Origin of the sequence: Camelimonas fluminis, from assembly GCF_014656355.1 — a bacterium.
In the GTDB taxonomy this organism is placed as follows: Bacteria; Pseudomonadota; Alphaproteobacteria; order Rhizobiales; family Beijerinckiaceae; genus Camelimonas; species Camelimonas fluminis.
Genome location: NZ_BNCG01000008.1, coordinates 39,628 through 62,087, shown reverse-complemented (window position 1 = coordinate 62,087; position 22,460 = coordinate 39,628). Strand labels below are relative to the sequence as shown.

17 protein-coding genes are annotated in these 22,460 nt (G+C 66.5%); 12 read left to right on the top strand and 5 right to left on the bottom strand.

All coding sequences use genetic code 11. The features are described 5' to 3' along the window. Nucleotides 1-5: 5 nt before the first annotated feature. A complete protein-coding gene (locus IE243_RS10860) occupies nt 6-1,229 on the bottom strand; it encodes an aminotransferase-like domain-containing protein (protein WP_191319420.1) in 1,224 nt (407 codons plus the stop codon). A gap of 292 nt (nt 1,230-1,521) precedes the next feature. Here IE243_RS10860 and IE243_RS10855 point away from each other — a divergent pair, with 292 nt between their 5' ends. Next, complete coding sequence (locus IE243_RS10855; RefSeq protein WP_244643068.1) at nt 1,522-3,849, top strand: TonB-dependent receptor; 2,328 nt, start codon at nt 1,522-1,524, stop codon at nt 3,847-3,849. 166 nt (nt 3,850-4,015) lie between these two features. On the opposite strand, the gene IE243_RS10850 is transcribed toward IE243_RS10855, so the two are convergent. Further along, complete coding sequence (locus tag IE243_RS10850) at nt 4,016-4,960, bottom strand: hypothetical protein (RefSeq protein WP_191319419.1); 945 nt, start codon at nt 4,958-4,960, stop codon at nt 4,016-4,018. Nucleotides 4,961-5,339: 379 nt separating this feature from the next. On the opposite strand from IE243_RS10850, the gene IE243_RS10845 reads away from it, so the two are divergent. From IE243_RS10845 to glpK, 10 genes are all read left to right on the top strand, one after another. Next, entirely contained in the window at nt 5,340-5,837 is a 498-nt protein-coding gene (locus IE243_RS10845; protein ID WP_191319418.1) for a MarR family winged helix-turn-helix transcriptional regulator, read from the top strand. After that, nucleotides 5,830-7,449, top strand: coding sequence for an MFS transporter (locus tag IE243_RS10840; protein ID WP_191319417.1), 1,620 nt, complete (start codon nt 5,830-5,832; stop codon nt 7,447-7,449). The genes IE243_RS10845 and IE243_RS10840 overlap by 8 nt, the downstream gene beginning before the upstream one ends. Continuing rightward, nucleotides 7,449-8,525 (top strand): HlyD family secretion protein, encoded by a 1,077-nt coding sequence (locus IE243_RS10835; protein WP_373301660.1) that lies wholly within the window; start codon nt 7,449-7,451, stop codon nt 8,523-8,525. Before IE243_RS10840 ends, IE243_RS10835 begins: the two co-directional genes overlap by 1 nt. A 134-nt stretch (nt 8,526-8,659) precedes the next feature. Next, nucleotides 8,660-9,880, top strand: coding sequence for an acyl-CoA dehydrogenase family protein (locus tag IE243_RS10830; protein ID WP_191319415.1), 1,221 nt, complete (start codon nt 8,660-8,662; stop codon nt 9,878-9,880). A 210-nt stretch (nt 9,881-10,090) separates the two neighbouring features. Beyond that, nucleotides 10,091-10,315, top strand: a complete 225-nt coding sequence (locus tag IE243_RS10825) for an acyl-CoA carboxylase biotin carboxyl carrier protein subunit (RefSeq protein WP_191319414.1) — start codon at nt 10,091-10,093, stop codon at nt 10,313-10,315. Between the two features lie 29 nt (nt 10,316-10,344). Further along, a complete protein-coding gene (locus tag IE243_RS10820) occupies nt 10,345-11,313 on the top strand; it encodes an NAD(P)-dependent oxidoreductase (RefSeq protein WP_191319413.1) in 969 nt (322 codons plus the stop codon). A 41-nt stretch (nt 11,314-11,354) separates the two neighbouring features. Further along, nucleotides 11,355-12,341 (top strand): glutathione S-transferase family protein, encoded by a 987-nt coding sequence (locus tag IE243_RS10815; protein WP_191319412.1) that lies wholly within the window; start codon nt 11,355-11,357, stop codon nt 12,339-12,341. 354 nt (nt 12,342-12,695) lie between these two features. Next, entirely contained in the window at nt 12,696-13,526 is an 831-nt protein-coding gene (locus tag IE243_RS10810; RefSeq protein WP_191319411.1) for a metallophosphoesterase family protein, read from the top strand. Between the two features lie 172 nt (nt 13,527-13,698). Continuing rightward, entirely contained in the window at nt 13,699-15,246 is a 1,548-nt protein-coding gene (glpD, locus tag IE243_RS10805; protein ID WP_191319410.1) for a glycerol-3-phosphate dehydrogenase, read from the top strand. Between the two features lie 122 nt (nt 15,247-15,368). Beyond that, nucleotides 15,369-16,871 carry a glycerol kinase GlpK gene (gene glpK, locus IE243_RS10800; protein ID WP_191319409.1) on the top strand — a complete coding sequence of 501 codons (1,503 nt, stop codon included), beginning with the start codon at nt 15,369-15,371 and terminating at the stop codon, nt 16,869-16,871. Nucleotides 16,872-16,909: 38 nt separating this feature from the next. On the opposite strand, the gene IE243_RS10795 is transcribed toward glpK, so the two are convergent. Together IE243_RS10795 and IE243_RS10790 are read right to left on the bottom strand one after the other, a co-directional pair. Next, nucleotides 16,910-18,160: an NAD(P)/FAD-dependent oxidoreductase gene (locus tag IE243_RS10795; protein ID WP_191319408.1), complete on the bottom strand. Its 1,251-nt coding sequence runs from the start codon at nt 18,158-18,160 to the stop codon at nt 16,910-16,912. A 246-nt stretch (nt 18,161-18,406) separates the two neighbouring features. After that, nucleotides 18,407-19,714 (bottom strand): glycerate kinase type-2 family protein, encoded by a 1,308-nt coding sequence (locus tag IE243_RS10790; RefSeq protein ID WP_191319407.1) that lies wholly within the window; start codon nt 19,712-19,714, stop codon nt 18,407-18,409. A 163-nt stretch (nt 19,715-19,877) separates the two neighbouring features. Here IE243_RS10790 and IE243_RS10785 point away from each other — a divergent pair, with 163 nt between their 5' ends. Further along, complete coding sequence (locus tag IE243_RS10785) at nt 19,878-21,074, top strand: ABC transporter substrate-binding protein (protein WP_244643075.1); 1,197 nt, start codon at nt 19,878-19,880, stop codon at nt 21,072-21,074. A 128-nt stretch (nt 21,075-21,202) separates the two neighbouring features. Here IE243_RS10785 and IE243_RS10780 read toward each other — a convergent pair whose 3' ends face one another. Beyond that, the gene (locus tag IE243_RS10780) at nt 21,203-22,102 is read right to left on the bottom strand and encodes a glycosyltransferase family 2 protein (RefSeq protein WP_191319405.1); all 900 of its coding nucleotides are present in this window, start codon (nt 22,100-22,102) and stop codon (nt 21,203-21,205) included. Nucleotides 22,103-22,460 lie beyond the last annotated feature (358 nt).

Below are 22,460 nucleotides of genomic sequence, written 5' to 3'. Positions count from 1 at the left end.
TGGCGTCAGGCGGCGACCCGTTCGAGTCCGATCACGCGGCCGAGGCGTGAGATGCCTTCGGCGATGGTCGCAGGATCAGCGCATGAGAAGCTGACGCGCAGGGTGTTGGCGCCGCCGCCATCGGCGTGGAACGCCTGGCCCGGAACGAAAGCCACCTTCTCGGTCTCAATGGCGCGGGCCAGCAGGGCGGCGCCGTCCATGCCGGCGGGCAGGGTGATCCAGATGAACATGCCGCCTTCCGGATGCGTCCAGCGCACGCCGGGCGGCATGTGGCGGGCGAGGGCGTCGAGCATGGCGTCGCGCCGCTCGCGGTAAACCGCGCGGATCTTTGCGACCTGGTTGTCGAAAATCTGCCCGGCCACGTGGGCGATGGCCATCTGGTTGATGGTGGAGGAATGCAGGTCCGCCGCCTGCTTCATCAGCACCAGTTTGCGGATGATGGGCGCGGCGGCGACGATGAAGCCGACGCGCAGGCCGGGCGCCAGCGTCTTGGAAAAGCTGCCGCAATAGATCGTCCGCGATGCGTCGACGCCGCCGCAACGGGCGATGTCCAGCGCCATGATGGGCGGAATCGGCTCGCCTTCGTAACGCAGTGACTGGTAAGCGGCGTCCTCGATCACGGGAACGTCCAACTCGCTGGCCAGATCCAGCAGTTTCTCGCGGCCGGCGCGATCGAGGGTTTCGCCCGTGGGGTTGGCGAAATCCGCCGACAGATAGGCGAACTTGACGCGGCCGCCGGCCTGCGCCGCGGCCGCGCGGTAAGCGTCCGGCGTGCGGTTGCCGCCCAGGTTCAGCTCATCATAGGTCGGTTCATAGGCGTTGAACGCCTGCAATGCGCCCAGATAGGTCGGCCGGGTGACCAGCGCCGTATCTTTCGGCGACAGAAACAGCTTGCCCAAATAGTCGAGGCCCTGCTGTGAACCGGAGACAATGAAAACATTGTCGATGGTGCAGGGAATGGCGAGTTTGGCCAGTTGCCCCACCAGCCATTCGCGCAGGGGAGCGTAGCCCTCGCTCACCGAATATTGCAGGCCGGCGGCGGCGTCAGGGCCGGAAAGCACGTCGGCGTAGGCCCCGGCGAAGGCTTCCTTGGGGAACAGCGCCGGATCCGGTATGCCGCCGGCGAACGAAATGATGTCCGGCCGCTCAAGCAGCTTCAGCAATTCACGGATTTCGGACGCCTTCATGCGCGACGCGCGCGTGGCGAAGACCTGCTCCCAGCTAAACATCGGGACAACCTCGGCTTGTTCGTTGTCCGTACCAATCACAGCCCCCAAGATGTGTCAATAATACTGACGTAATGGCGGCAATTTCGCAGCGCAGGACAGGACCCGACGCGCCGCAGGCTATGCGGCGCCAGCGTGCGCGTCAGCCGCGTCTGTGGACAAACTTGCAACATTGTTGCTTTCCGGGTTGACGGAGTCGCGTTCAATTTATGTAATAACATTACATAAAGAGGTCGCCATGTCATTGTACGTTCCGTTTCCCGCTGCTTCCGCCGTTTCGCGGCAGTCTCAGGCCATGCCTGCACAGGGCCGCATGATGGCGGAGCGAACCGGAGCCGCTTGTGACAGAAACCTGCGCCGCTTGCGCGCGGGAAAACTGGCCGGGGTCGCCCTGTTGGCCCTGTCGGTCGCCAGTCACCCTGGCGCGGCGGCGGCGGCCGGAGAGGCGGACGCGGCGGGACGTGGAAATGCTCAGGTCATCGACCTGCCGACCATCGACGTGACCGCCGACACGCCTGTGTCGGCGCGCCAGAACACGGGCGCCGGTCAGGATCCAGTTCCCGGCATGCTGATCGTGCCGTTGCGCCCGTTCGCGCCGGTGTCGGTCGTGTCGCGCAGCGACATCGAGCGCAATCAGCCGCAGAGCCTTGGCGAGGCGGTCGCCGATATTCCTGGCGTCAGCGCCACGACCTTCGCGCCCGGCGCCAGCCGGCCGGTTATTCGCGGCCTCGACAATTTTCGCGTCAGCATCCAGGAAAACGGCGTTGGCGCTTCGGGCGTTTCAGCCCTCGGCGAGGACCACGCCGCGCCGGTCAATCCGTTGACCGCCGAGCGCATCGAGGTCATCCGTGGGCCGGCGACATTGCGCTTCGGCTCGCAGGCCATTGGCGGCGTTGTCAGCCTCGACAACAACCGGATTCCGGAAAAGGTCGTCAGCGGCTTCAATGCCCGCATCATGAATGGCGTCAGTTCGTCCAATCGCGGCTACTCGTCGGCGGGAGAGGTCAACGCCGGCGCCGGCAATGTTGCGGTGCACGCCGACTTCTTCCGCCAGAAATCGGGCGACTACGCCACGCCCGACGGCCGTCAGGCCAATTCTGGCGTCAATTCCGGCGGCGCCGCCATCGGCGGTTCGGTGATCACCGACAGCGGTTTCATCGGCCTCGCCTACTCGCATCTCAGCAGCAACTACCAGATTCCGGGCGGTGAATCCGCCGCGCTGCGCAGCCGCATCGACATGGTCGAGGACCGGATCGTGCTCAAGGGCGAGCACCGGCCAGCCAGCGCCTGGATCGACGCCATCCGTTTCTGGGCCGGCGCCTCCAGCTATCGCCATCGCGAATATGGCCTTGCGCATGAATCCCACGACCACGGTCACGACGATCATGACCATGATGCTCACGATCATGACGTACACGGCCATGATGACCACAATCACGACCTTGGCGGCGGCGCCGTGGCGGCGGCCGGCGAGACGCTGCACTCAACTTTCTACAACCGCCAGCAGGAGGCGCGCGTCGAGGCGCAGCACACGCCGTGGTCCTCGGCGTTGGGAACGTGGAGCGGGGCTTTCGGCGTGCACGGCGCCCGCCAGAAGCTGAACGCCACGGGCGAGGGAGGCGGCATGATCTCTCCGGCGGAAACCCGCTCGATCGCCGCCTACCTTTTCGAGGAACTGAAAATCAACGACAGCTGGCGGCTGCAGTTCGCCGGGCGCATGGGCTATGTGAATGTCGACGGGTCGGCGGCGCAATTCCCGGCCGATTACCTGCCGGATGGCGTCGAGCCCGCCCTGTCGCCGCGATCACGCGATTTCGCGCCGAAAAGCGTCAGCGCCGGGGTGCAGTACACGCTGCCGTGGCACAACATTGTCGCCACGCTGAACGCGCAATACGTTGAGCGCGCGCCGACCGCCGCCGAACTGTTCTCGCGCGGCGCGCACCATGCCTCCGGCACGTTCGAGATCGGCGATCCCAACCTGAAGATTGAGCGGGCGCGCACCGTCGAGTTCAGCCTGAAAAAGGCCGATGGACCGGTTCGTTTCGAGGGCAGCGTCTATCACACCAAATATTCCGGATTCATCTACAAGCGCCTGACCGGGGTGGACTGCGGCGATACCTTTGCGTCCTGCGGTCATGACGACGAACTGCGCCAGATCGTCTATTCACAGCAGGGCGCCACGTTTACCGGCGCCGAGTTCATTGGCCAGTTCGATCTGGCGAAGCTCGGCGACGGCGCGGTCGGCGTCGAGGGACGCTATGATTATGTCCGCGCCAAATTCGACGATGGCGCCTGGGTCCCGCGCCTGCCGCAGCAACGGCTTGGCGGCGGCGTCTATTATCGCAGCGACGCGCTGTTCGCCCGGGTGCTGCTGACCCACGCCTTCGCCCAGAAGGACGTCGCGGAATATGAAACCCGCACGCCAGGCTACAACAACCTGAAAGCCGAGCTGAACTACCGCGTGAAGCTGCCCGCCAATGGCGTCGGCGCGAAAGAGGCGGTGTTCGGCATCGTTGGCGACAATCTGCTCAATGACCGCATGCGCAACAGTGTCTCGTTCAAGAAAGACGAGGTGCTGCTGCCGGGCCGGACCGTGCGGGCCCACGTGACGGTGTCATTCTGACGGACGGCTGCCCGCCCGATTTCCATGACGCCCGCGCGATGCGGGCGCCAGGAGCTTGCGCCCGTCGCCACCGGAAGCAAAACCGGCCCATGCGAACCAGGTTTTGCCCGATCTTCTGACGTGGCGGGCCACGCAGACAAGGGATCCCGCCTTGCCGGATTATGCCTTATCGCGGCGTGGCCGACGCCGCCAGCTTGAGGAAGCGGTCGCGATACTTCGCCAGGTCCGCCTCGCGGGTGACGAGGATCGAGCGGATAAACCCGTCCTTGTTGAAGCTCGCCACCTGAACAATGGCCACCGGCTGTCCTGAGGCGGCGTCCTTGCCGGTTCCCGAGATGACGATGCGGCCGTCGGCTTCGGTCTTCTCGTCCTTCACAGCGATGTCGCTGACGCCAGCCACAGAGCTGAAGGCTGCCTTGGCGAACGGCTTGCGCTGCGCCTCCGGCGGGGCGCCGGCCATGCTGCCAGCGACGATCACCAGCGGCTGCGCCGCGTTCTTGACCATGTTTTCCGGGCCGTCGGTCAGCAGCAGGGCTGAACCGGCCAGCGTATTCACCAGCCGGAAGCCGGCCTTGTCCTTCACGGCGAAGGGCAGCGCTTCCATTTGCTGTTCCGCCGATGGCTTGGCGCGCGTCTTCAGTCCAAGCAGCGCTTTTTCCACGTCCGCGTCGCTGAGCTTGCTGGCCGCTGCTTCTGGCGATTGCGCCGTGATGAGCAGGGTCGCGTCCTTGCCTTGCGCCACAAGGATCCATTTGCGGAACACGCCGGCGGGAATGGTTTGCTTGCCAACCAGCAGCAGCGCCGGTTCACCGCCGGGCAGCTTTACCTCGCGCGGCGGGCCGGACAGTTCGACGCCCTGGCGTTTCAGCGCCTCGGCCGTCATGCCGGTCTTGAGCTGGGGCCAGGCTTCAGCAGGCATGTCGACGAACAGGATGGACGAGCCGGTCGCCCCGTCCTCGAAGCCCGCGAACTTCCTGGAAGCGGTCATGCCGGCGGGTGGGACGAGACCGGCGCCAGAGGCCCCCGGATAAACCACATCCGCGGCCATCACGGCGGTTGACAGCACCACGCCAGCCAGCGCCGGCAGAATAACTTTCTTTAGCAGCTTCACATGTATCCCCTGTGTTCGCGCCAGACGGGTCGCTTCCGGGAAGAGCAGCAGACGATTGCGGCGTGTTCCGAGCAAAAATCGTCCGGCTGGCGGATTTCGCCCGTCTCCCACATCTCTGGGCGCAGTTTTTTGCCGCGATATGAAATCCGGACTGTGGACGGATGTCCGCGATCACCGGCGCGACGTTCGCCTGTCCTCCCGGAATAGGCGGAACCGGCCGCAAGGCCTACTCACGATCACGCTGGTGCGACGTGCTCCGCCGACGCGCCGGCCGCCATGTGCGGCCGTCATGGCCTCCATGCCCCTGTCACAATTGCTGAAACGGCGCCGGGGATTTAAATGTCCAACTAACAGTTAGCATGCTAACAATTAGGCAGGCATGAATAGTCCGTCCCCCGTCCGGAACGATCCGCGCCAGCGCGCCGCCTTCATGGAAGCGCTCTCGCTCGCCCAGCGGCGCATCCGCACGCTGTTCGATGCGCGCGTTCGCCTTGAGGGCATGACCCTGTCGCGGGCCCGCGTGCTGATGATCCTTGATGACAGGGCGCGGCTGAACCAGCGTGAACTGGCGGACATTCTGGGCATTGAGGGGCCAACGCTGGCCCGTATTCTCGATGGGCTGGAAAAGGGCGGCTGGCTCAGCCGGATGGTGTCCCCCTCCGACAGGCGGGTGCGGGAGCTGGCGTTGACAGGGCCCGGCCAGCGGGCTGCGGCGCGCATGCGGGACATTGCCGGAGCCACGCGCGCTGAAGTGCTGGGCGACGTTTCCGCCGCCGATCTGGAGGCCGCGACCCGGGTCCTGCGCGCTGTGGCGGCGATTTCATCCAGCGTCCATACGGCGGAGAAAGCCGGCGAGGACGGCGACCGCAATGAGTGACGCCGCCGCCTCAGGACCACGGCTCGCCTCGCCAACCTCCTGGGTTGCGGCGCCGCGCGTCCGTCCTTACGCCTGCGCCATTACCGCCCTGTTGCTGGCGCTGGCCCAGGGCATGGGCCAGAATTTCTTCACAGCCAACCTGCAGCAGGTCCAGGGGCAACTTGGCGCCACGCCAACGGAAGGCGCCTGGCTGACGGCGCTCTACATCGCGCCCTACGCCAGCCTGTCGCTGATGCTGCGCAAGCTGCGCGCGCAGTTCGGACTGCGCAGCTTCGCCGAATGCGCCATTCTCGCCTTTGTGCTGGTCACGCTGTTGCATCTGGTCGTGGACGACCTGCGCACCGCCATGCTGGTGCAATTCGCCAGCGGCGTGGCGGCGGCGCCCCTGTCGGCGCTCAACTTTCTCTACATGCTGGAGGCGGTCCCGGCGGACAAACGCCTCACCATGGGGCTGTCGGTCGCCCTGACGACCCAGGCCATTGGCGCGCCGCTGGCGCGGGTGCTGTCGCCGCCATTGCTTGAAATCGGCGGCTGGCACGGCCTGTACCTGCTGACCGCCGCCACCGCCATGGCCGCCTGCGCGATGGTGTTGCTGACGCCGCTGACGCCGGTTCCCCGCGAGAAGGCCATCCATTGGCTGGATATCGTCAGCTATCTGCTCATCGCCGTCGGCTTCGGCCTGACCGCCCTGGCGCTTGGGGTCGGCCGCTACTACTGGTGGACGGACGCGCCGTTTCTCGGCGTGATGATCGCCGCGGCCGTCCTGTGCTGCGCCGGCGCGGCGGTGATAGAGCTGAACCGCAGCGCGCCGTTTCTGGACTTCCGCTGGATCGCCAGCCCCGGCGTGCTGCATTTCGCCGGAGTCATGCTGGTGTTCCGCATGATCACGTCGGAGCAGTCGTCGGGCGTTTACGCCTTCTTCCAGAACCTTGGTCTGCTCAATGAGCAGATGCGGACCATGTGGCTGATCGTGCTGGCAGCCACCGCCGCTGGCGGCCTGAGCTGCGTGTTCCTGCTGCGCTGGCCGCGTTTCGCGCCGCTGCTGCACCTCGCAGCGTTGTTGCTGTTCGGCGCCGGCTCCTGGATGGACGCGGACGCGACCGTGCTGACCCGCCCTGAGCAGATGTATCTGAGCCAGGCGATGATCGGCTTTGGCATGGGGTTGTTCATGCCCCCGGCCATGGCCATTGGCCTGCAGGCCGCCCTGGCGAAAGGTCCACAGAACCTCTTCACCTTCATCATGGTGTTTCTGTCGACCCAAAGCCTCGGCGGCGTCCTGGGGTCGGCGGTGACCGCCTCGTGGGTCGCCATCCGCACCCGCGTCCATCTCGACGCCGTTTATGGGCATCTCACCATGGCGAACCCGCTGGTGAGCGAGCGGCTGGAGCAACTCGCGGCGACGGTGAACGGAACGCCCGGCGCCGGATACAGCTTGCTGGCGCAAAAAGCCCAGCAACAGGCCATGACGCTTGCTTACACCGACGTATTTCGCGGTTTCGGCGCTCTGGCCTTGGGCGCAGCCCTGATTCTCGTGATCCATCTCACCATTGTCTTTGCCGTGCAGGCGCGCGCGAAACGTAACGTTAGCGTCGCGGACGGAACCGAATCATGATGACAGCCTTCAAAACTCACCTGGCGTCCTGGATCGCTGTCTTCATCGGCGTGAGCGGCGCCGTTCTGGCGCTGTACGCCTGGGGGCTGCCGCCGTTTCACAGTCCGGTTGAAACCACCGACAACGCCTATGTGCGCGGCAAGGTGGCGATGCTGTCGCCGCGTATTTCCGGCTATGTCACCGCCGTACTGGTCCAGGATTTCCAGCGGGTGAAGGCGGGGCAGGAGCTGGCGCGCATAGACCCCGATATTTACCGCCGCAGGCTGGAGCAGGCGCAGTCGAACGCAGCCGTGCAGCAGGCGGCGCTCGACGGCTGGAAGCAGAAGATGGCCACGGCCGAGGCGCGGGTGCGCGCCGCCGCCGCCCAGATCGCCAGCGGCCAGGCCGGCCTCAAGGCGGCCCAGGCGCGCTGGGACCGGGTCAGCGCCCTGGTCCAGCGCGGCGTTGCCTCGCAAAAGGAGCGGGACGACGCCCGCGCCGCCCTCGACCAGTCCGCCGCCGCCGTTCGCCAGGGTGAAGCGGCTTTGGACGTGGCCCGGCAGGATGAGGAAACCACCCGCATCAGCCGGCAGTCGCTGGAGGCCGCCGTCGCTGGCGCAGAAGCCGCCGTGCAGCTGGCGCGCCTTGATCTCGACAGCACGCGCATCGTTGCGCCCGCCGATGGCCGGGTGGGCGAGGTGGGCGCGCGCGTCGGCCAGTATGTGGCCGCCGGCACGCAACTGATGGGGCTGGCGCCCGACCAGGTCTGGGTGGTGGCCAACTTCAAGGAAACCCAGGTGCGCCACATGCTGGCGGGCCAGCCGGCCAGCTTCACCGTCGACGCTCTTGGCGGGCTTCGTTTCCAGGGGCGCATCGACAGTTTCTCTCCGGCCACGGCATCCGAGTTCAGCGTGTTGAAAACTGACAACGCCACCGGCAATTTTACCAAGATCGTCCAGCGCGTGCCGGTGCGGATACTCATCGATCCGGACCAGCCGCAGCTTGAGCGTCTCACATCGGGCCTCTCGGTGGTGGCGAGCGTCGACACCACGAGGACAAATGGCGCCGGGGCGCGGGTGGCCGAGACCGGGCGATAGGGCGCCAGAAATTTCCAGCGCATTGCCCATGGGAAAAGCCGGAAAAAGCCGGTCAGGCCTTGCCTGTCCGGCTTTTTCATGTCTGCTTGCGTCAACGCCTTTACATGCCGTCAGGTCCCAGGGAGGAGCCGTTCATGTCCGCACCCGCCGGAGCCGCGCCGTTCGCCGGCCAGTTTGGTTTCGCCATTCCGCAGGAATTCACCGATCTCGCTGACCGGATCGGCGCCTTCGTGCGCGAAAAGGTCATTCCGTATGAAAATGATCCGCGCTGGGGCTCGCATGGGCCGTCAGACGAGATGCGCCGCGAACTTGTGGCGCTGGCCAGGCAGGCCGGCGTATTCGGTCCGCATTCCCCGGTCGAGTTTGGCGGCCTTGGCCTGGGCCATGTCGGCCGCGCCATCACCTTCATCGCCGCTGGCTATTCAATGCTCGGCCCCGTCGCCCTGCATTGCGCCGCGCCGGACGAGGGCAATATCCATCTGCTGGAGCTGGTCGCCAATCCGGAGCAGCGCGAGCGTTATCTGAAGCCGCTGGCCAGCGGCGTCGCCCGCTCCTGCTTCTGCATGACCGAACCGGCCCCGGGCGCCGGCTCCGATCCGCGCCAGCTCGCCGCCGTGGCGAAGCGCGACGGCGACGATTTCCTCATCAGCGGCCTGAAGTGGCTGATCACCGGCGCAGAAGGCGCCGAGTTCGCCATCATCATGGCCAAGATCGAGGGCGGTGAGGGCGACGGTCGTCCCACCATGTTCCTCAGCCCGATGAACGCGCCAGGCATTATCATCGAGCGCGCGCTCGACTCGCTGGATTGCAGCTTCGCCGGCGGTCACGCCGTCGTCCGCTTCGACAATCTGCGCGTGCCCTCCAGCGCCATCCTCGGCGAGCCGGGCCAGGGCCTGCGTTACGCCCAGGTGCGTCTGGCTCCGGCGCGTCTCACCCACTGCATGCGCTGGCTGGGCTCGGCCATGCGCGCCCACGACATCGCCGCCGACTACGCCCGCAAGCGCACCGCTTTCGGCAAGCCGCTTGCGGAGCACGAGGGCGTGTCGTTCATGCTGGCCGACAACCTCATGGACATCCATGTGGCGCGCCTCACCGTCCTGCACGCCGCATGGCTGCTCGACCAGGGCGCCCAGGGCGGCAATGAAAGCTCGATGGCCAAGGTGATCTGTTCGGAAGCCATCTATCGCGTCGCAGACCGCTCCATGCAGATTCTCGGCGGCCTTGGCGTGACCCGCGACACCATGGTGGAGCGCATCTTCCGCGACGTGCGTTCGTTCCGTATCTACGATGGTCCGTCCGAGGTGCATCGCTGGGCCCTGGGCAAGCGCATCGCTGCTGGCGAGCTGGCGCCCTGAGGCCAGAACAGGAGGCGCCGCGTCATCTGACGGGCGCCCCCAAAGACAGCTTCGGCGAAACGGATTGCGGCTGGCAGTCCTGCACGGGCCGCAGCCCCGTTTCCCTGACGCCTGCGTCCCGCGGCCTTGCGATTTCGCTGCGGGACGTTTCAAATGCCGACGCAACATAACGACGCCCGGAGCAGGGCGCATGCAGGAGGAAGCACCCAGATGAGCAGCGTTGAGGCCAAGAGCGAAATTTCCGGTCGCGTGTTCCAGATCGCCGCCGAGGCAGGCCAGCGCGTTGAGGAGGGCGATGCGGTCGTCATTCTCGAAGCCATGAAGATGGAAATCGCCGTCGAGGCGCCAAAGGCCGGCGTAGTGAAGGAAATCCGCGTTGCCATCGAGCAACCGGTCGAAGAAGGCGACGTCATCGCCATCATCGAAACCGCCTGATCCGCCCCACCCCGCCGGGACACGCCAGCATGAACAGCGCCGCCAGCGCCCCGGTCGGGGCGGCTCCCACCGTCATTGCCTGCCAGCTGGGCAGCGCGTTCGCCGGCATCCTGCGCGCGTCGGGGCTTGACGTTCGGGTGCATGACCAGCAGACGCCGCCATGGCTGGTGGATCCGGATGTGAACGTCGTGGTCACCCAGCCAAAATGCTGGGTGGGCGCGCCGGCCGACCAGCCTGCCGGCTGGCCAGGCAACGTGCGCTTCATCCAGCTCGGCTCGGCCGGCATCGACGGCTATCCGGCCTGGATGTTCAATGGCCCGGTGGTGGCCACCAGCCGTGGCGTCGCCGCCCCGCCGATCAGTGAATATGTCCTGGCGGCGATGTTGACCGTCGCCAAGGAATTCGACCGCCTGGCCGTGACCGGGCCGGAGCAGTGGAAGGCGCGCCGGCTTGGCGGCCTCTATGGCGCGCGCCTTGGTCTTGTCGGCTACGGGGCCATTGGCGAGGCAGTGGCGACCCGCGCCCGCGCCTTCGGCATGAAGGTGAGCGCCCTGCGCCGGCGCGGCGGCGTCGCCATGGACGGGGTGGAGCCAGCAGACTCCGTCGCCGGGCTGGCGGCCACCTGCGACCATCTGGTGCTGGCGCTGCCGCTGACGCCGGAAAGTCGCGGCATTGTCAGTCGCGAGGCGCTGATGGCGGCGAAGCCTGGCCTGCACCTGATCAATATTTCGCGCGGCGGCCTCGTGGACCAGGAGGCTCTGCTGGAGGCGCTTGATCACGGCCCGGTCGGCTTCGCCACGCTCGATGTCACCGAGCCGGAGCCGCTGCCGGCCGGTCACGTTTTCTACAGCCACCCGAAAATTCGTCTGACCCCGCATATTTCCTGGGCCGATTCCGACACGCAGGTGCGGCTGGGCGAGAAGGCGGCCGCCAATATCCGCGTCTTTGCGTCGGGCGGGCAACCACAGGACGTGGTGGTGGCCGGCGCGGCTTATTGAACGACACACCGGCGCGAACGCCGGGATCAATGGGGGAACATATGGGCTATCGTCTCATCGGGGCTGAGCTGTCGCCCTATTCGGTGAAAGTGCGTTCGTACCTGCGCTACAAGCAGCTGCCGCACGCGTGGATCAATCGCGGGCCAGCCAGCCAGGACGAGTTCCAGAAATACGCCAAACTGCCGCTCATTCCGCTGCTGATCACGCCGGAAGGGCAGGGCCTGCAGGATTCCACGCCGATCATCGAGGCGCTGGAAGCGCAGCATCCGCAGCCGTCGATCCATCCCGACGATCCGGTCACCGCCTTCGTGTCGGCGCTGGTGGAGGAGTATGGCGACGAATGGGGCAACAAGCCCATGTTCCACTACCGCTGGCGCCGCGACGTCGACGCCCAGTCGGGCGCCGAGCGCATCGTCTCCGGCTCCATGCCCGACCTTGCCGGCGCGGCGAAGGACAAGGCGGTGGCCGGGGTCAAGGAGCGCATGGTGTCGCGCCTGTCGTTCGTTGGCTCGTCGGACGCCACCGCTGCGTTGATCGAGGCCGGTCTGGCCCGGGTTCTCGCCATTCTTGAGCGGCACCTCGCCAGCCGGCCCTATCTGTTTGGCGCCCGGCCGGCGTTTGGCGATTTCGGCCTGTTCGCCCAGTTGTACGAATGCTCCACCGACCCGACCCCGGGCGCGATCATGCGGGAAACCGCGCCGAACACGCTGGCCTGGATCGCCAGGATGCTTGATCCAAAGGCCGAGGGAGCCTTTGAAAACTGGGATAGCCTGAAGGCGACGCTGACGCCGTTGTTGCGCGATGAAGTCGCCGCCGTGTTCCTGCCGTGGACCCGGGCCAACGCCGCCGCCGTTGCCGCCGGCGCGGCGACATTCTCCGTGCAACTGCCGGATGGGCCGTTCTCGCAGGAAACCCAGAAGTATCACGCCCGTTCGCTGGCGGCGCTGGGCAAGAAGTACGCCCAGGCGGCGCAGAACCCGGCTGTGCCGGCGGCGCTGGCCGAGGCGGGCGTGCGGCTCGACGCCTGAGGGGGGCAACCGGCGCCAGGGTCGCCAGCCCTGGCCCGCGCCTTCATGCGAAACCATTTGGCTGGCGGCGCCAGCCCCAGATCGTCCGCCAGGATACCCGCATCGGGGCTCCGGGAGGGCCGATCCGGCGTTTTGCCGGGGCAGGACGGATTTTGCGCAGCCTTCGCAAAACGGTCGTCAGCAGCGGGCAGATTATGGCAGCGCCAGAGCCATGCCGGTGACGCCCGGTTTGCCGGAATGCGCTTCCGGTGCTCTGACTGACGTCGGCGGAACGTAGCGTCCGTTCTGGCGGCGCGCTTTTCCCGCGCCCGGCAAACCACGGTTGGTCCGGTGGCGCCAGGAGGGGGATCCGTCATGAAGCTCGCCTTGATATCCGACACGCACGTCGCCGATCGCGCGGTCGCCTTCACCGATAACCTGCGCGCTACGCTGGATGATATCCGGCGCGAGCAATGCGACCTGATTATCCATCTTGGCGACATAACGGCGGACGGCATTCGCGATCCGGCCGAGTTCGGGCAGGCAAAAGCACTGTTCGCCCACGCCCCGGCCCCAGTCCTGTTCCTGCCCGGCAACCATGATATTGGCGACAATCCCCTGTCTGGCGAGGCGAACAGGGCCGCAGAAACGCAGTTCGACCCGCGCCGGCTGGACCAGTATCGCGCGGTTTTCGGAGCCGACTACTGGTCCGTGGCGGTGAACGGCTGGCGGTTGCTGGGGCTGAACGCCCAGTTGTTCGGCAGTGGAACCCCGGATGAAGCGGCGCAATTCGCCTGGGCGACCGCCGAAGCGGCCACGGACGAACCGGTCGTGCTGTTCCTGCACAAGCCGCTGGTTCTGGAAAGCCCGGCCGATACGCCCGTTCACCCCCGTTACGCGCTGCCCGCCGCCCGCGACCGGCTGCTGGAGCTGTTCGCCGGGACGGATGTGCGCCTGGTTGCGTCCGGCCACGTACATCAGCGCCGCCGGAAACCGATCGCTGGCGTCGACCATCTCTGGACGCCAGCCGTGGCGTTCGTGATTCCGGACCACATGCAGGAACGGATCGGTGAGAAACAGACCGGCTATGTCATCCTGTCCCTGGTCGGGGCGGAGCATAACCTCCGTTTCATCAGGCCGCCTGGCGTGTCCGATCACAGTCTTTCAGATTTTCCAGAGGTTTATCCAGAGTTGCGTGAAGAGTGACAGCGGTTCCGTCCGCTGGACAACGGTTTCCCGGGTCATTGCCAGCTAAAAAGCGCGCGTATAACCTCGGGGACGTGTGTGGAGGCCGGTATTCCTTGCTGGCCTCGCGTAACCGGCGGCAAATTCGTTCGGGCTGAACAGGAATTTTGCTCCAGGGTGTCCGGCGGGGCGTATGGCGCAGGTGGTGGAACAGCGCGCGGCGCCAGACGGCGATGACGGCGTTTTTGATGTCCTGATCGTCGGCGGCGGCGTCAACGGGTGCGGCGTCGCCCGGGATGCCGCCGGTCGCGGCCTGCGCGTCGCGCTTGTCGAGCAGGATGATCTGGCCGCGTGGACGTCATCGGCCAGCACCAAGCTGATTCATGGCGGGCTGCGTTATCTTGAATATTATGCGTTTCGCCTTGTGCGGGAGGCGTTGCAGGAGCGCGAGCGGCTGCTGGCGATCGCACCGCACATCATCCAGCCGCTGCGCTTCGTGCTGCCGCATGAACCAGGACTGCGGCCCGCCTGGCTGATCCGCGCCGGTCTGTTCATCTATGATCATCTGGGCGGACGCAGCAGCCTGCCTGGCGCGCGCGGCGTTCGCCTCAGGGCGAGCCCGGAAGGCGCGCCGTTGCAGGAGCGGTTCGACAGGGGATTTACCTATTACGACTGCGCCGTTGATGACAGCCGGCTGGTTGTTCTCAACGCGGTTGACGCGGCGGAGCGCGGAGCCAGCATCTGGACCGGCGTTCGCCTTGCAGGGGCGACGCGGCGCAGCGACGGCTGGGAGGCGCAACTGGCGCGCGCTGACGGGGAGCGCTTCAGCGTAAGGGCGCGCACGCTCGTCAACGCGGCTGGTCCATGGGTCGCTTCCGTGTTGCATGAGGCCGTCGGCGTCGCCGGGCCGGAGCATCTGCGCCTGGTCAAGGGCAGCCATATCGCGGTTCCCGCCCTCTATGAGGGCGATCACGCTTACATTTTCCAGAACGGCGACGGCCGGATCGTCTTCGCCATACCGTGGCGGAGCGGGCTGACCATGATCGGCACGACGGATGAACCGTTTTCAGGCGACCCGGCCACGGTCGAAATCTCTTCTGGCGAAATCGCCTATCTCTGCGCCTGCGTCAGTGAATACTTCAAACGGCCGGTGCGTCCCCAGGACGTGGTCGCCAGTTTCTCCGGCGTGCGCCCGCTTTATGACGACGCGGCGGCAAGCGCCAGCGCGGTGACGCGCGACTACGTGCTGGCGGTCGACGGCGCCCCTGATGCGCCGCCTGTGCTGTCGGTTTTTGGCGGCAAGATCACCACCTACCGGCGGCTCGCCGAGCACGCTCTTGAAAAACTCGCGCCATGGCTGCCGGGGATGGGCGCGCCCTGGACGGCAGCAGCGCCTCTGCCAGGCGGCGACCTCGACGCCCCGGCGCCCGGCGAGGACAGGCTGGGCGCATTCATCCGCCGCCAGCAGGCGCGCTATGCCTTTGCGCCGCCGCCGATGGTGGCGCGGATGGCGCGCGCTTACGGGACGCGCATGGACCTCATCCTCGCGGGACGCGGTGAACTGGCCGATTTTGGGGAGCACTTCGGCGCGGGTTTGCACGCGGCGGAGGTTGATTATCTCATCGCCAGGGAATGGGCGCGGACAGTGGACGACATCCTGTGGCGCCGCACCCGTCTGGGGCTTTCCATGCGAGAGGAAGGCAAGGAGCGTCTCAGGGCCTATCTGGAGCATTGCCGGTGAAATCCGGTTTGCTGGCATTGCTCCATCGTTTTGATTTCAGGCATTTTCTGCGCGAGGGGTGGAATCCCCTTTTCTCGAAAATGTTTTGGCGCGGGTAGCCAGCGGGGAAGGGGACAGCCGTCATGCGAGACTATGTGGGCGCCATCGATCAGGGCACCACCAGCAGCCGTTTCATCGTGTTCGACCGGGACGGCGGCGTTGTCGGCGTGGCGCAGCGCGAACATGAGCAGATTTACCCCGGCCCGGGAATGGTCGAGCACGATCCGCTGGAGATCTGGCGCAATACCCGCGCCGTCATCACCGATGGTCTGGTCGCGGCGGGCGTCAGTCTGCACCAGCTCGCCGCGGTCGGCATCACCAACCAGCGCGAAACCACCGTCCTGTGGGATCGTCACACCGGCGAGCCGGTGCATAACGCCTTGGTCTGGCAGGACACGCGCGTCAATGAACTCGTCGCCGCCTATGGTCGTGATGGCGGCAAGGACCGGCTGCGGGCCCAGACAGGGCTCCCGCTCGCCAGCTATTTTTCCGGCCTCAAGTTGCGCTGGCTGCTGGATCATGTTCCCGGCGCCCGGGCGCGGGCGCAGGCTGGCGACCTGCTGTTCGGCAACATTGACGCCTGGTTGATGTGGCGACTGACTGGCGGCCCCGGGGGCGGGCTGCATGTCACCGATGTGACCAACGCCAGCCGCACCCAGCTGATGAACCTTGCGACGCTGGACTGGGACCCGGACATCCTGCGCCTGTTCGATATTCCGGCGGCGGTGCTTCCGCGCATCGTCTCGTCCAGCGCCGTGTATGCGGAAGCCCATATCCCCGAGCTGCGCGACATCCCGCTGGCCGGCATCCTGGGCGATCAGCAGGCGGCGTTGTTCGGGCAGGCGTGCCTCGCGCCCGGCGATATCAAAAACACCTATGGCACCGGCTGTTTCATGCTGATGAACACCGGCGGGCAGCCGGTGCAGTCCCGCTCGGGGCTGTTGACCACGGTGGCTTACCGGCTTGGCGAGGAGCCGCCGGTCTATGCGCTGGAGGGCTCGATCGCTGTCACCGGCGCCCTCGTGCAATGGTTGCGCGACAATCTTGGGTTGATCAATCGCAGCGAGGAGGTCGAGGCGCTGGCCCGCAGCGTGCCCGACAACGGCGACGTTTATTTCGTTCCGGCCTTTTCCGGTCTCTACGCGCCACACTGGCGCGAGGACGCGCGCGGCGTGATCGCTGGCCTGACCCGGTTCGCCGGCAAGGGGCATCTGGCGCGGGCGGCGCTGGAGGCCACGGCCTTTCAGACCTGGGAGGTGCTGCAGGCGATGCGCGAGGATTCCGGTCTCGCCGTTACTTCGCTGCGCGCCGACGGCGGCATGGTGGCGAATGAACTGCTGATGCAGTTCCAGGCCGACCTGCTGGGCGCCGAGGTGGTGCTCCCCACCGTCACAGAAACGACGGCGTTGGGAGCTGCCTACGCGGCCGGTCTGGCGGTCGGCTTCTGGCGCGCGCCGGCGGACATCGCCGCCAACTGGCGCGCCGACCGGGTGTTCCGGCCGCATATGCCGGCGGAGGAGCGGACGCGCCTGCTTGGCCGGTGGACCAGGGCGGTGGAGCGCTCCTTCGGCTGGGTGGAGGCGTGAGGGAAACGCGAAGCGGCGTCCGCTTCGCCGGAAACCTGCTATCGCGCCGCCGCCATGACGTCCTTCATGGTGATCGCGGTGTCCGCCAGCAGCGCTGGGTCGACCGATTTACGCTGGTGGATCAGCATTTTCGCCGCCATGAACTCCTGCGGCGCATTGGCGGCCTCCACCGCCAGCAACCGGCCGGCGCCCAGATGAAATACGGCGAAATGGCCGCTGTCCGGCTCGCCGCGCGTCACCCGCAGGTCGGCGTCGAAAGGCAATCCGGCGATCTGCAGCTTCACTTCATACTGGTCTGACCAGAACCACGGCGTCTCGCTGGCCGGCGCCGGCTTGCCGACGATGGCGTTTGCCGCCTGCCTGGCCTGCTCCAGGGCGCTGGGGACGCTTTCCAGTCGCGTCATGCGCTCATACAGCGGCAGCGGACGGCGCGTGACGTCGCCGATGGCGAAGATATGCGGATCGGAGGTGCGGGCGTCGCCATCGACAATGACGCCGTCGTCACAGGCGAGGCCAGCCGCGACAGCCAGCTCCACATTGGGAATGGCGCCGATGCCAACCAGCACGGCGTTGCAGGGCAGCGTTTCCCCGCTGGCGAGGCGCACGCCGGTCACGACGCCATCTTGGGCTTCGATAGCCGCGACAGTGACGCCGGTGCGCAGATCCACGCCCCGCCCGGCGTGCAGCCGGTTGAAGAAACCGGACATCTCCGGGCTGGCGACCCGGGCGAGAACCCGTGGCTCGCGCTCCAGCACCGTGACCTCGCCGCCAGCTGCGAGCGCCGATGCGGCTACTTCGAGCCCCACATAGCCAGCGCCGATGATGACGAGGCGTTTGCCGGGACCAAGGCGTTGCCGGAGCGCGTCAGCGTCGGCGCGGTTGCGCAGGGTCAGCACGCCTGCCAGAGGTTGCGCCATGCCAGGCAGCAGCCGCGCCCGGGCGCCGGTGGCGAGGATGAGCGCGCCATAGGCCAGCGCGGTTCCATCCGAAAGGGTCACGGTCCTGGCCGCCGGATCAAGCGCGCTGGCGGTGACGCCGAGGTGCAGGTCAATGTGGTTGGCGGCGTACCAGTCGTCGCCCTTCAGGGCGAGGGCGTTGTCCGCCGCCTCGCCCTTCAGCCAGGCTTTCGACAGGGGCGGGCGCTGGTAAGGAAGGTGCGGTTCGTCGCCAACCAGCGCGATTGGCCCGGCAAAGCCAGCCTGGCGCAGGGCCACGGCGGCGGATCCGCCGGCATGTCCGGCTCCGACAATAACGACTGGACCCTGTCCGGCTGCTGCTTCCCCCGTCATGGCGCGTGTCTTCTCCCGTGAAGCAATTGTTGATGCGAAACCGCCGCGGCGTCGCATGCATGATATGCGTCAGGCCGGTTGGGCATCGACAAAAATCCGGCCCGGGAGCTGAATTGGTCGCGCCGCCGTCCTGTTATCGTTACGTGATGATATGGATCAAGCGTCCCATATGTCCAGCGCCGACGCGCTTCCGGCATGGTGAATGCTGTGGCTTGTCAGGAAGTTATGTCAAATCAACCAGATATGTCATGTCGCCTGCGTGATGAGCATCGCCCGGAAATCATTGACGTTGGTCAGGGTTGGCCCGGTCACCAGGCTGTCGCCAAGCGCTTCAAAAAAGCCGTGGCCATCGTGGCGGGCAAGGAAGGTGCGGGCGTCCAGGCCGGCGGCGGCGGCCCGCGCCAGCGTGTCGGGCCGGATCAGCGCGCCGGCGATCTCCGCCGCGCCGTCGACGCCGTCGGTGTCGGCGGCCAACGCGTGGACATGATCGGCGCCGCCCAGTTGCAGGCACATGGCCAGCAGAAACTCGACGTTGCGACCGCCGCGCGCCGTCGCGTCCGGTGGTTTCCGCAGGGTTACCGTTGTCTCGCCGCCGCTCAGCAGGACGCAGGGGCGGCCAAACGGCGCGGCGGCGGACGCCGCATGGCGCGCGATGCCCGCGAAGGCCCGGCCCACTTCCGCCGCTTCACCCTCGATAGCGTCGCCGAGAATGACCGGGGTTACGCCTTCACGGCGGGCGACATCCGCCGCCGCCTTCAGCGAAAGGCCCGGCGCGGCGATGATCCGCGTGTCGACATGCGTCAGCCGCGCATCGCCGGGTTTGATGCTCTCGCTCTCCGGATTTTCCAGCCAGGCCTGGACGCTGGCGGGGGCGTCGATGGCGTAACGCGCCAGAACGGCCTGCGCATCCTGGCGGCTGCCCGGGTCGGCCGCTGTCGGCCCCGAGGCGATGACGGCGGGATCATCGCCTGGGACGTCGGAAATCAGTAGCGCGACCACATGCGCCGGCGCGGCGCGGGCCGCCAGACGCCCGCCCTTCACGGCGGAGAGGTGCTTGCGCACCGTATTGATCTCGCTGATCGTGGCGCCGCTGGCCAGCAACGCGTCATTGATCGCCTGTTTGTCGGCGAGCGTGACGCCGCCGGCGGGCGACGTCATCAAGGCCGAGCCGCCGCCGGAAATCAGCGCGATGACCAGATCGTCAGGTCCCAGGTCATCCAGCAGCGCCAGCATGTCGTGGGTGGCGGCGAGGCCGGCGGCGTCTGGCGTCGGGTGCGCCGCTTCAACAACGCGGACGCGCTGGCACGGAACTCCATGGCCATAGCGGGTGATGACGAGACCTTGCAGCGGCCCGTTCCAGGCTTGCTCCAGTGCGCGGGCCATGGCCGCAGACGCCTTGCCGGCGCCAACGACGATGGTGCGTCCTTTTGGCCGTGGCGGCAGGGCGGCCGGCACGATTCGCGCCGGATCGGCGGCGCGGATCGCGGCCTCAAACAGCCGGCGCAGCAAGGCGGAAGGCTCGGCGGGAAATGCGGGTGGGGCCGTTGGGCGCATGCGGTGAAACTGCTGCCGCAAGCCGGTAAATGCAACGGATTTTGTTGTCCGGGTTGACCCGGCGGGACCCTGCGTTGTCAATGGCCGCCGCCGGTTATGTCTCCGGACGTCCTGTCAGCAGGAGCGTGCGGATAACCAAGAGGGAACGGATCCGATGAAACTGATGAAGCTGTGCGGCGGGGTTGCGCTTGCTCTCGTTCTGGGCGCCGCGCCGGCGCTGGCGGAAAAGAAGTACGATCCTGGCGCGACGGACACGACGATCAAGCTTGGCAATACAGTGCCGCATAGCGGTCCTGGCTCGCCTTACGGCGCCCTTGGACGCGCCGCGACCGCCTATTTCGAGATGCTCAACGACACGAAGGGGGGCGTCAACGGGCGCAAGGTGACGGTGCTGTCGCTGGACGACGCCTACAGCCCGCCGAAGACCGTGGAGGCGACGCGGCGTCTGGTTGAAAGCGAGCAGGTGCTCGCCCTGTTCGCCTCGCTCGGCACCGCGACCCAGGGCGCGGTCCAGAAATACCTCAATGCGAAGGGCGTGCCGCAGTTGCTGCTGAACACCGGCGCTGGCCGCTGGAATGATCCGAAGCAGTTCCCGTGGACGACCCCTGGTCTGCCCATGTACGCCACCGAGGCCAAAATTCTGGCCAAGTACATTCTGGCGAAGCAGCCGGATCCGAAGATCGGCATCCTTGCCCAGCACGATGAACTCGGCAAGGAATTCATCCGCGAGCTGCGCGCGGCGCTGGGGCCGAAGGCCGACCAGATGATCGTGCAGGAGCTGAGCTATGAGTTGTCCGACCCCACCGTCGACAGCCAGATCATCAAATTGAAGAATGCCGGGGCCAATGTGTTCTTCAACGTCACCACGGGCAAGGCCACGTCCCAGTCGATCCGCAAGGTCGCGGAAATCGGCTGGAAGCCGCTGCATCTCATCATGAGCGGCTCCACGTCGTCCAATCTGATCCAGGCGGCCGGGCCGGAGAACGCCATCGGCATGGTGACGGTGAAATATCGCAAGAACGCCGGCGATCCCCAGTACGCCGATGATCCGGCGATGAAGGCGTTCGAGGCGTTCCGGGCGAAGTACCTCCCGAACGTCGATCCGGGCAATGATCTTGCCTTCGCCGGCTACGCCCAGGCGGTGGTGATGGGCAAGATCCTTGAGCTGTGCGGCGATGACCTGACGCGGGCCAATGTCCTGAAACAGGCGACGACCATGAAGGACGTCACGTCGCCGGCATTGATTTCAGGTGTGACCTACAACACGACGCCGGATGACTATTCGCCGTTCAGGACGCTCTATGTGGCCGAGTTCGACGGAAAGCTCTGGAAGACCCTGGAGAAGATCAGCGCCGATTGAGGTCTGGGATCACCTGTGGCAACCAGCCCGAAGACCCGCCAGGCTTTGTCTGGCGGGTTTTTTACCCTGCCAGGCCGGGATCGGATCTCATGCCTCCCGCACGCCTCACGGGCCTGCGTGGCGCGTGTTCATGGGCGCTTGCCCTGAAGCTTCAGGATGTATTCCGGCTCGATGCGGCCGAGAAGCACGTGGGCTGCGGCGATGAGGTTGCCGCGCAGGCGGCCGCGACGGTCGATCCATGGTTCCGGTCGCAGGCTTCGCGCGATGTTCGCCGCCAGGTTGCGCAGAATCAGCCGGCGGCCAAAATTGGCGGTCATCGTGCCCTTGCGGATGAGATACACGGGATTGACCACCTGGGAGTAGCCGAAGCACAGGCCGCTGACCCGGCCGCCCTTGACGCCCAGATGCACGCCGGTCAGATTTCCGAGCGCCACAATGCGGCCCCGCGGTCTGAACTGGCTGGTGAAGTCGATATCCTCCTGCCAGCCATAGAGCGGCAGGCGCTCGTCAAACCGCAATCCGCATACGGCGCTGGCCCGGACGCTCATGTTGCAGCCGTAGCCGCCCGCCAGGTCCTGCACCGCCGGATAACGGGCGGCGACCGCGCCAACCTGCGGGAGGCCGGCGATTCCTTCCTCGAAGGTGAAGCCGGCCCCATGGGCGCCATCCATGACGGCGTGTCCCCGGATAACCGCATAGTCAGGGTTCCCGGCGAATGCAGTTTCCAGATTCGCGAGATAGTCCGGTGAGGGCAGGAAATCGTCATCGAAGAAGACGATGATGTCAGTGGCGTGCTCCGCCATGTCGAGCGCGACGTTGCGTTGCGCGCATGAGCCGCGCGCGCCGAACACGCCGCGGACAGTGACGCCGCGCGGGATATTGATCAGCGAGCTGTCGCCGAGGTGCTCCGGCCCAGGGGCCGAGAGAATGATCTGGTCGGGCGCCCGCTGCTGTCCCGCCAGATGTCCCAGGGTCCGGGCGACCAGTTCCGGCCGGTTGATCGTGGCGATGACGACAGTGATGTGCATGCGCTGCCTCATGACCCTTCCGGCAGGCGACGCCGCAAGCCGGGATGGATGGTTTCGCCTCCGGCGCCCGTGCGACGCCCCTGGCTTCTGATGCGCCAGGAATCGGGTTCGCTGACGGCGCCGCCGGCGCCGGGCCATGCCGGCTGCTGGATTTTTTCAGATTGAACAGGGCGACGCTCCGGGCCGAGTACCGAAATAGGACGCGCCCATACGCCAACGGGCGCCCCCCCAGCGCAAAGGTCGTAACGGGAACCCGCGCGGCCCGCTTTTGTATGAGTTGGGGCGCAGCTCCGTCTTCCCGATAGTCGCCATGCTGGTCTGGCGCCTGCGTCGTGTCTTTTGCGCGGTCACGTCCGGT

Coding starts and splice junctions, on each gene's coding strand:
- IE243_RS10780 (WP_191319405.1), bottom strand. CDS start 22,102: ATGCACATCACTGTCGTCATCGCCACGATCAACCGGCCGGAACTGGTC.
- IE243_RS10840 (WP_191319417.1), top strand. CDS start 5,830: ATGAGTGACGCCGCCGCCTCAGGACCACGGCTCGCCTCGCCAACCTCC.
- IE243_RS10795 (WP_191319408.1), bottom strand. CDS start 18,160: ATGACGGGGGAAGCAGCAGCCGGACAGGGTCCAGTCGTTATTGTCGGA.
- IE243_RS10860 (WP_191319420.1), bottom strand. CDS start 1,229: ATGTTTAGCTGGGAGCAGGTCTTCGCCACGCGCGCGTCGCGCATGAAG.
- IE243_RS10820 (WP_191319413.1), top strand. CDS start 10,345: ATGAACAGCGCCGCCAGCGCCCCGGTCGGGGCGGCTCCCACCGTCATT.
- IE243_RS10815 (WP_191319412.1), top strand. CDS start 11,355: ATGGGCTATCGTCTCATCGGGGCTGAGCTGTCGCCCTATTCGGTGAAA.
- IE243_RS10810 (WP_191319411.1), top strand. CDS start 12,696: ATGAAGCTCGCCTTGATATCCGACACGCACGTCGCCGATCGCGCGGTC.
- IE243_RS10785 (WP_244643075.1), top strand. CDS start 19,878: ATGAAGCTGTGCGGCGGGGTTGCGCTTGCTCTCGTTCTGGGCGCCGCG.
- IE243_RS10825 (WP_191319414.1), top strand. CDS start 10,091: ATGAGCAGCGTTGAGGCCAAGAGCGAAATTTCCGGTCGCGTGTTCCAG.
- IE243_RS10830 (WP_191319415.1), top strand. CDS start 8,660: ATGTCCGCACCCGCCGGAGCCGCGCCGTTCGCCGGCCAGTTTGGTTTC.
- IE243_RS10855 (WP_244643068.1), top strand. CDS start 1,522: ATGCCTGCACAGGGCCGCATGATGGCGGAGCGAACCGGAGCCGCTTGT.
- glpD (WP_191319410.1), top strand. CDS start 13,699: ATGGCGCAGGTGGTGGAACAGCGCGCGGCGCCAGACGGCGATGACGGC.
- IE243_RS10845 (WP_191319418.1), top strand. CDS start 5,340: ATGAATAGTCCGTCCCCCGTCCGGAACGATCCGCGCCAGCGCGCCGCC.
- IE243_RS10835 (WP_373301660.1), top strand. CDS start 7,449: ATGACAGCCTTCAAAACTCACCTGGCGTCCTGGATCGCTGTCTTCATC.
- IE243_RS10790 (WP_191319407.1), bottom strand. CDS start 19,714: ATGCGCCCAACGGCCCCACCCGCATTTCCCGCCGAGCCTTCCGCCTTG.
- glpK (WP_191319409.1), top strand. CDS start 15,369: ATGCGAGACTATGTGGGCGCCATCGATCAGGGCACCACCAGCAGCCGT.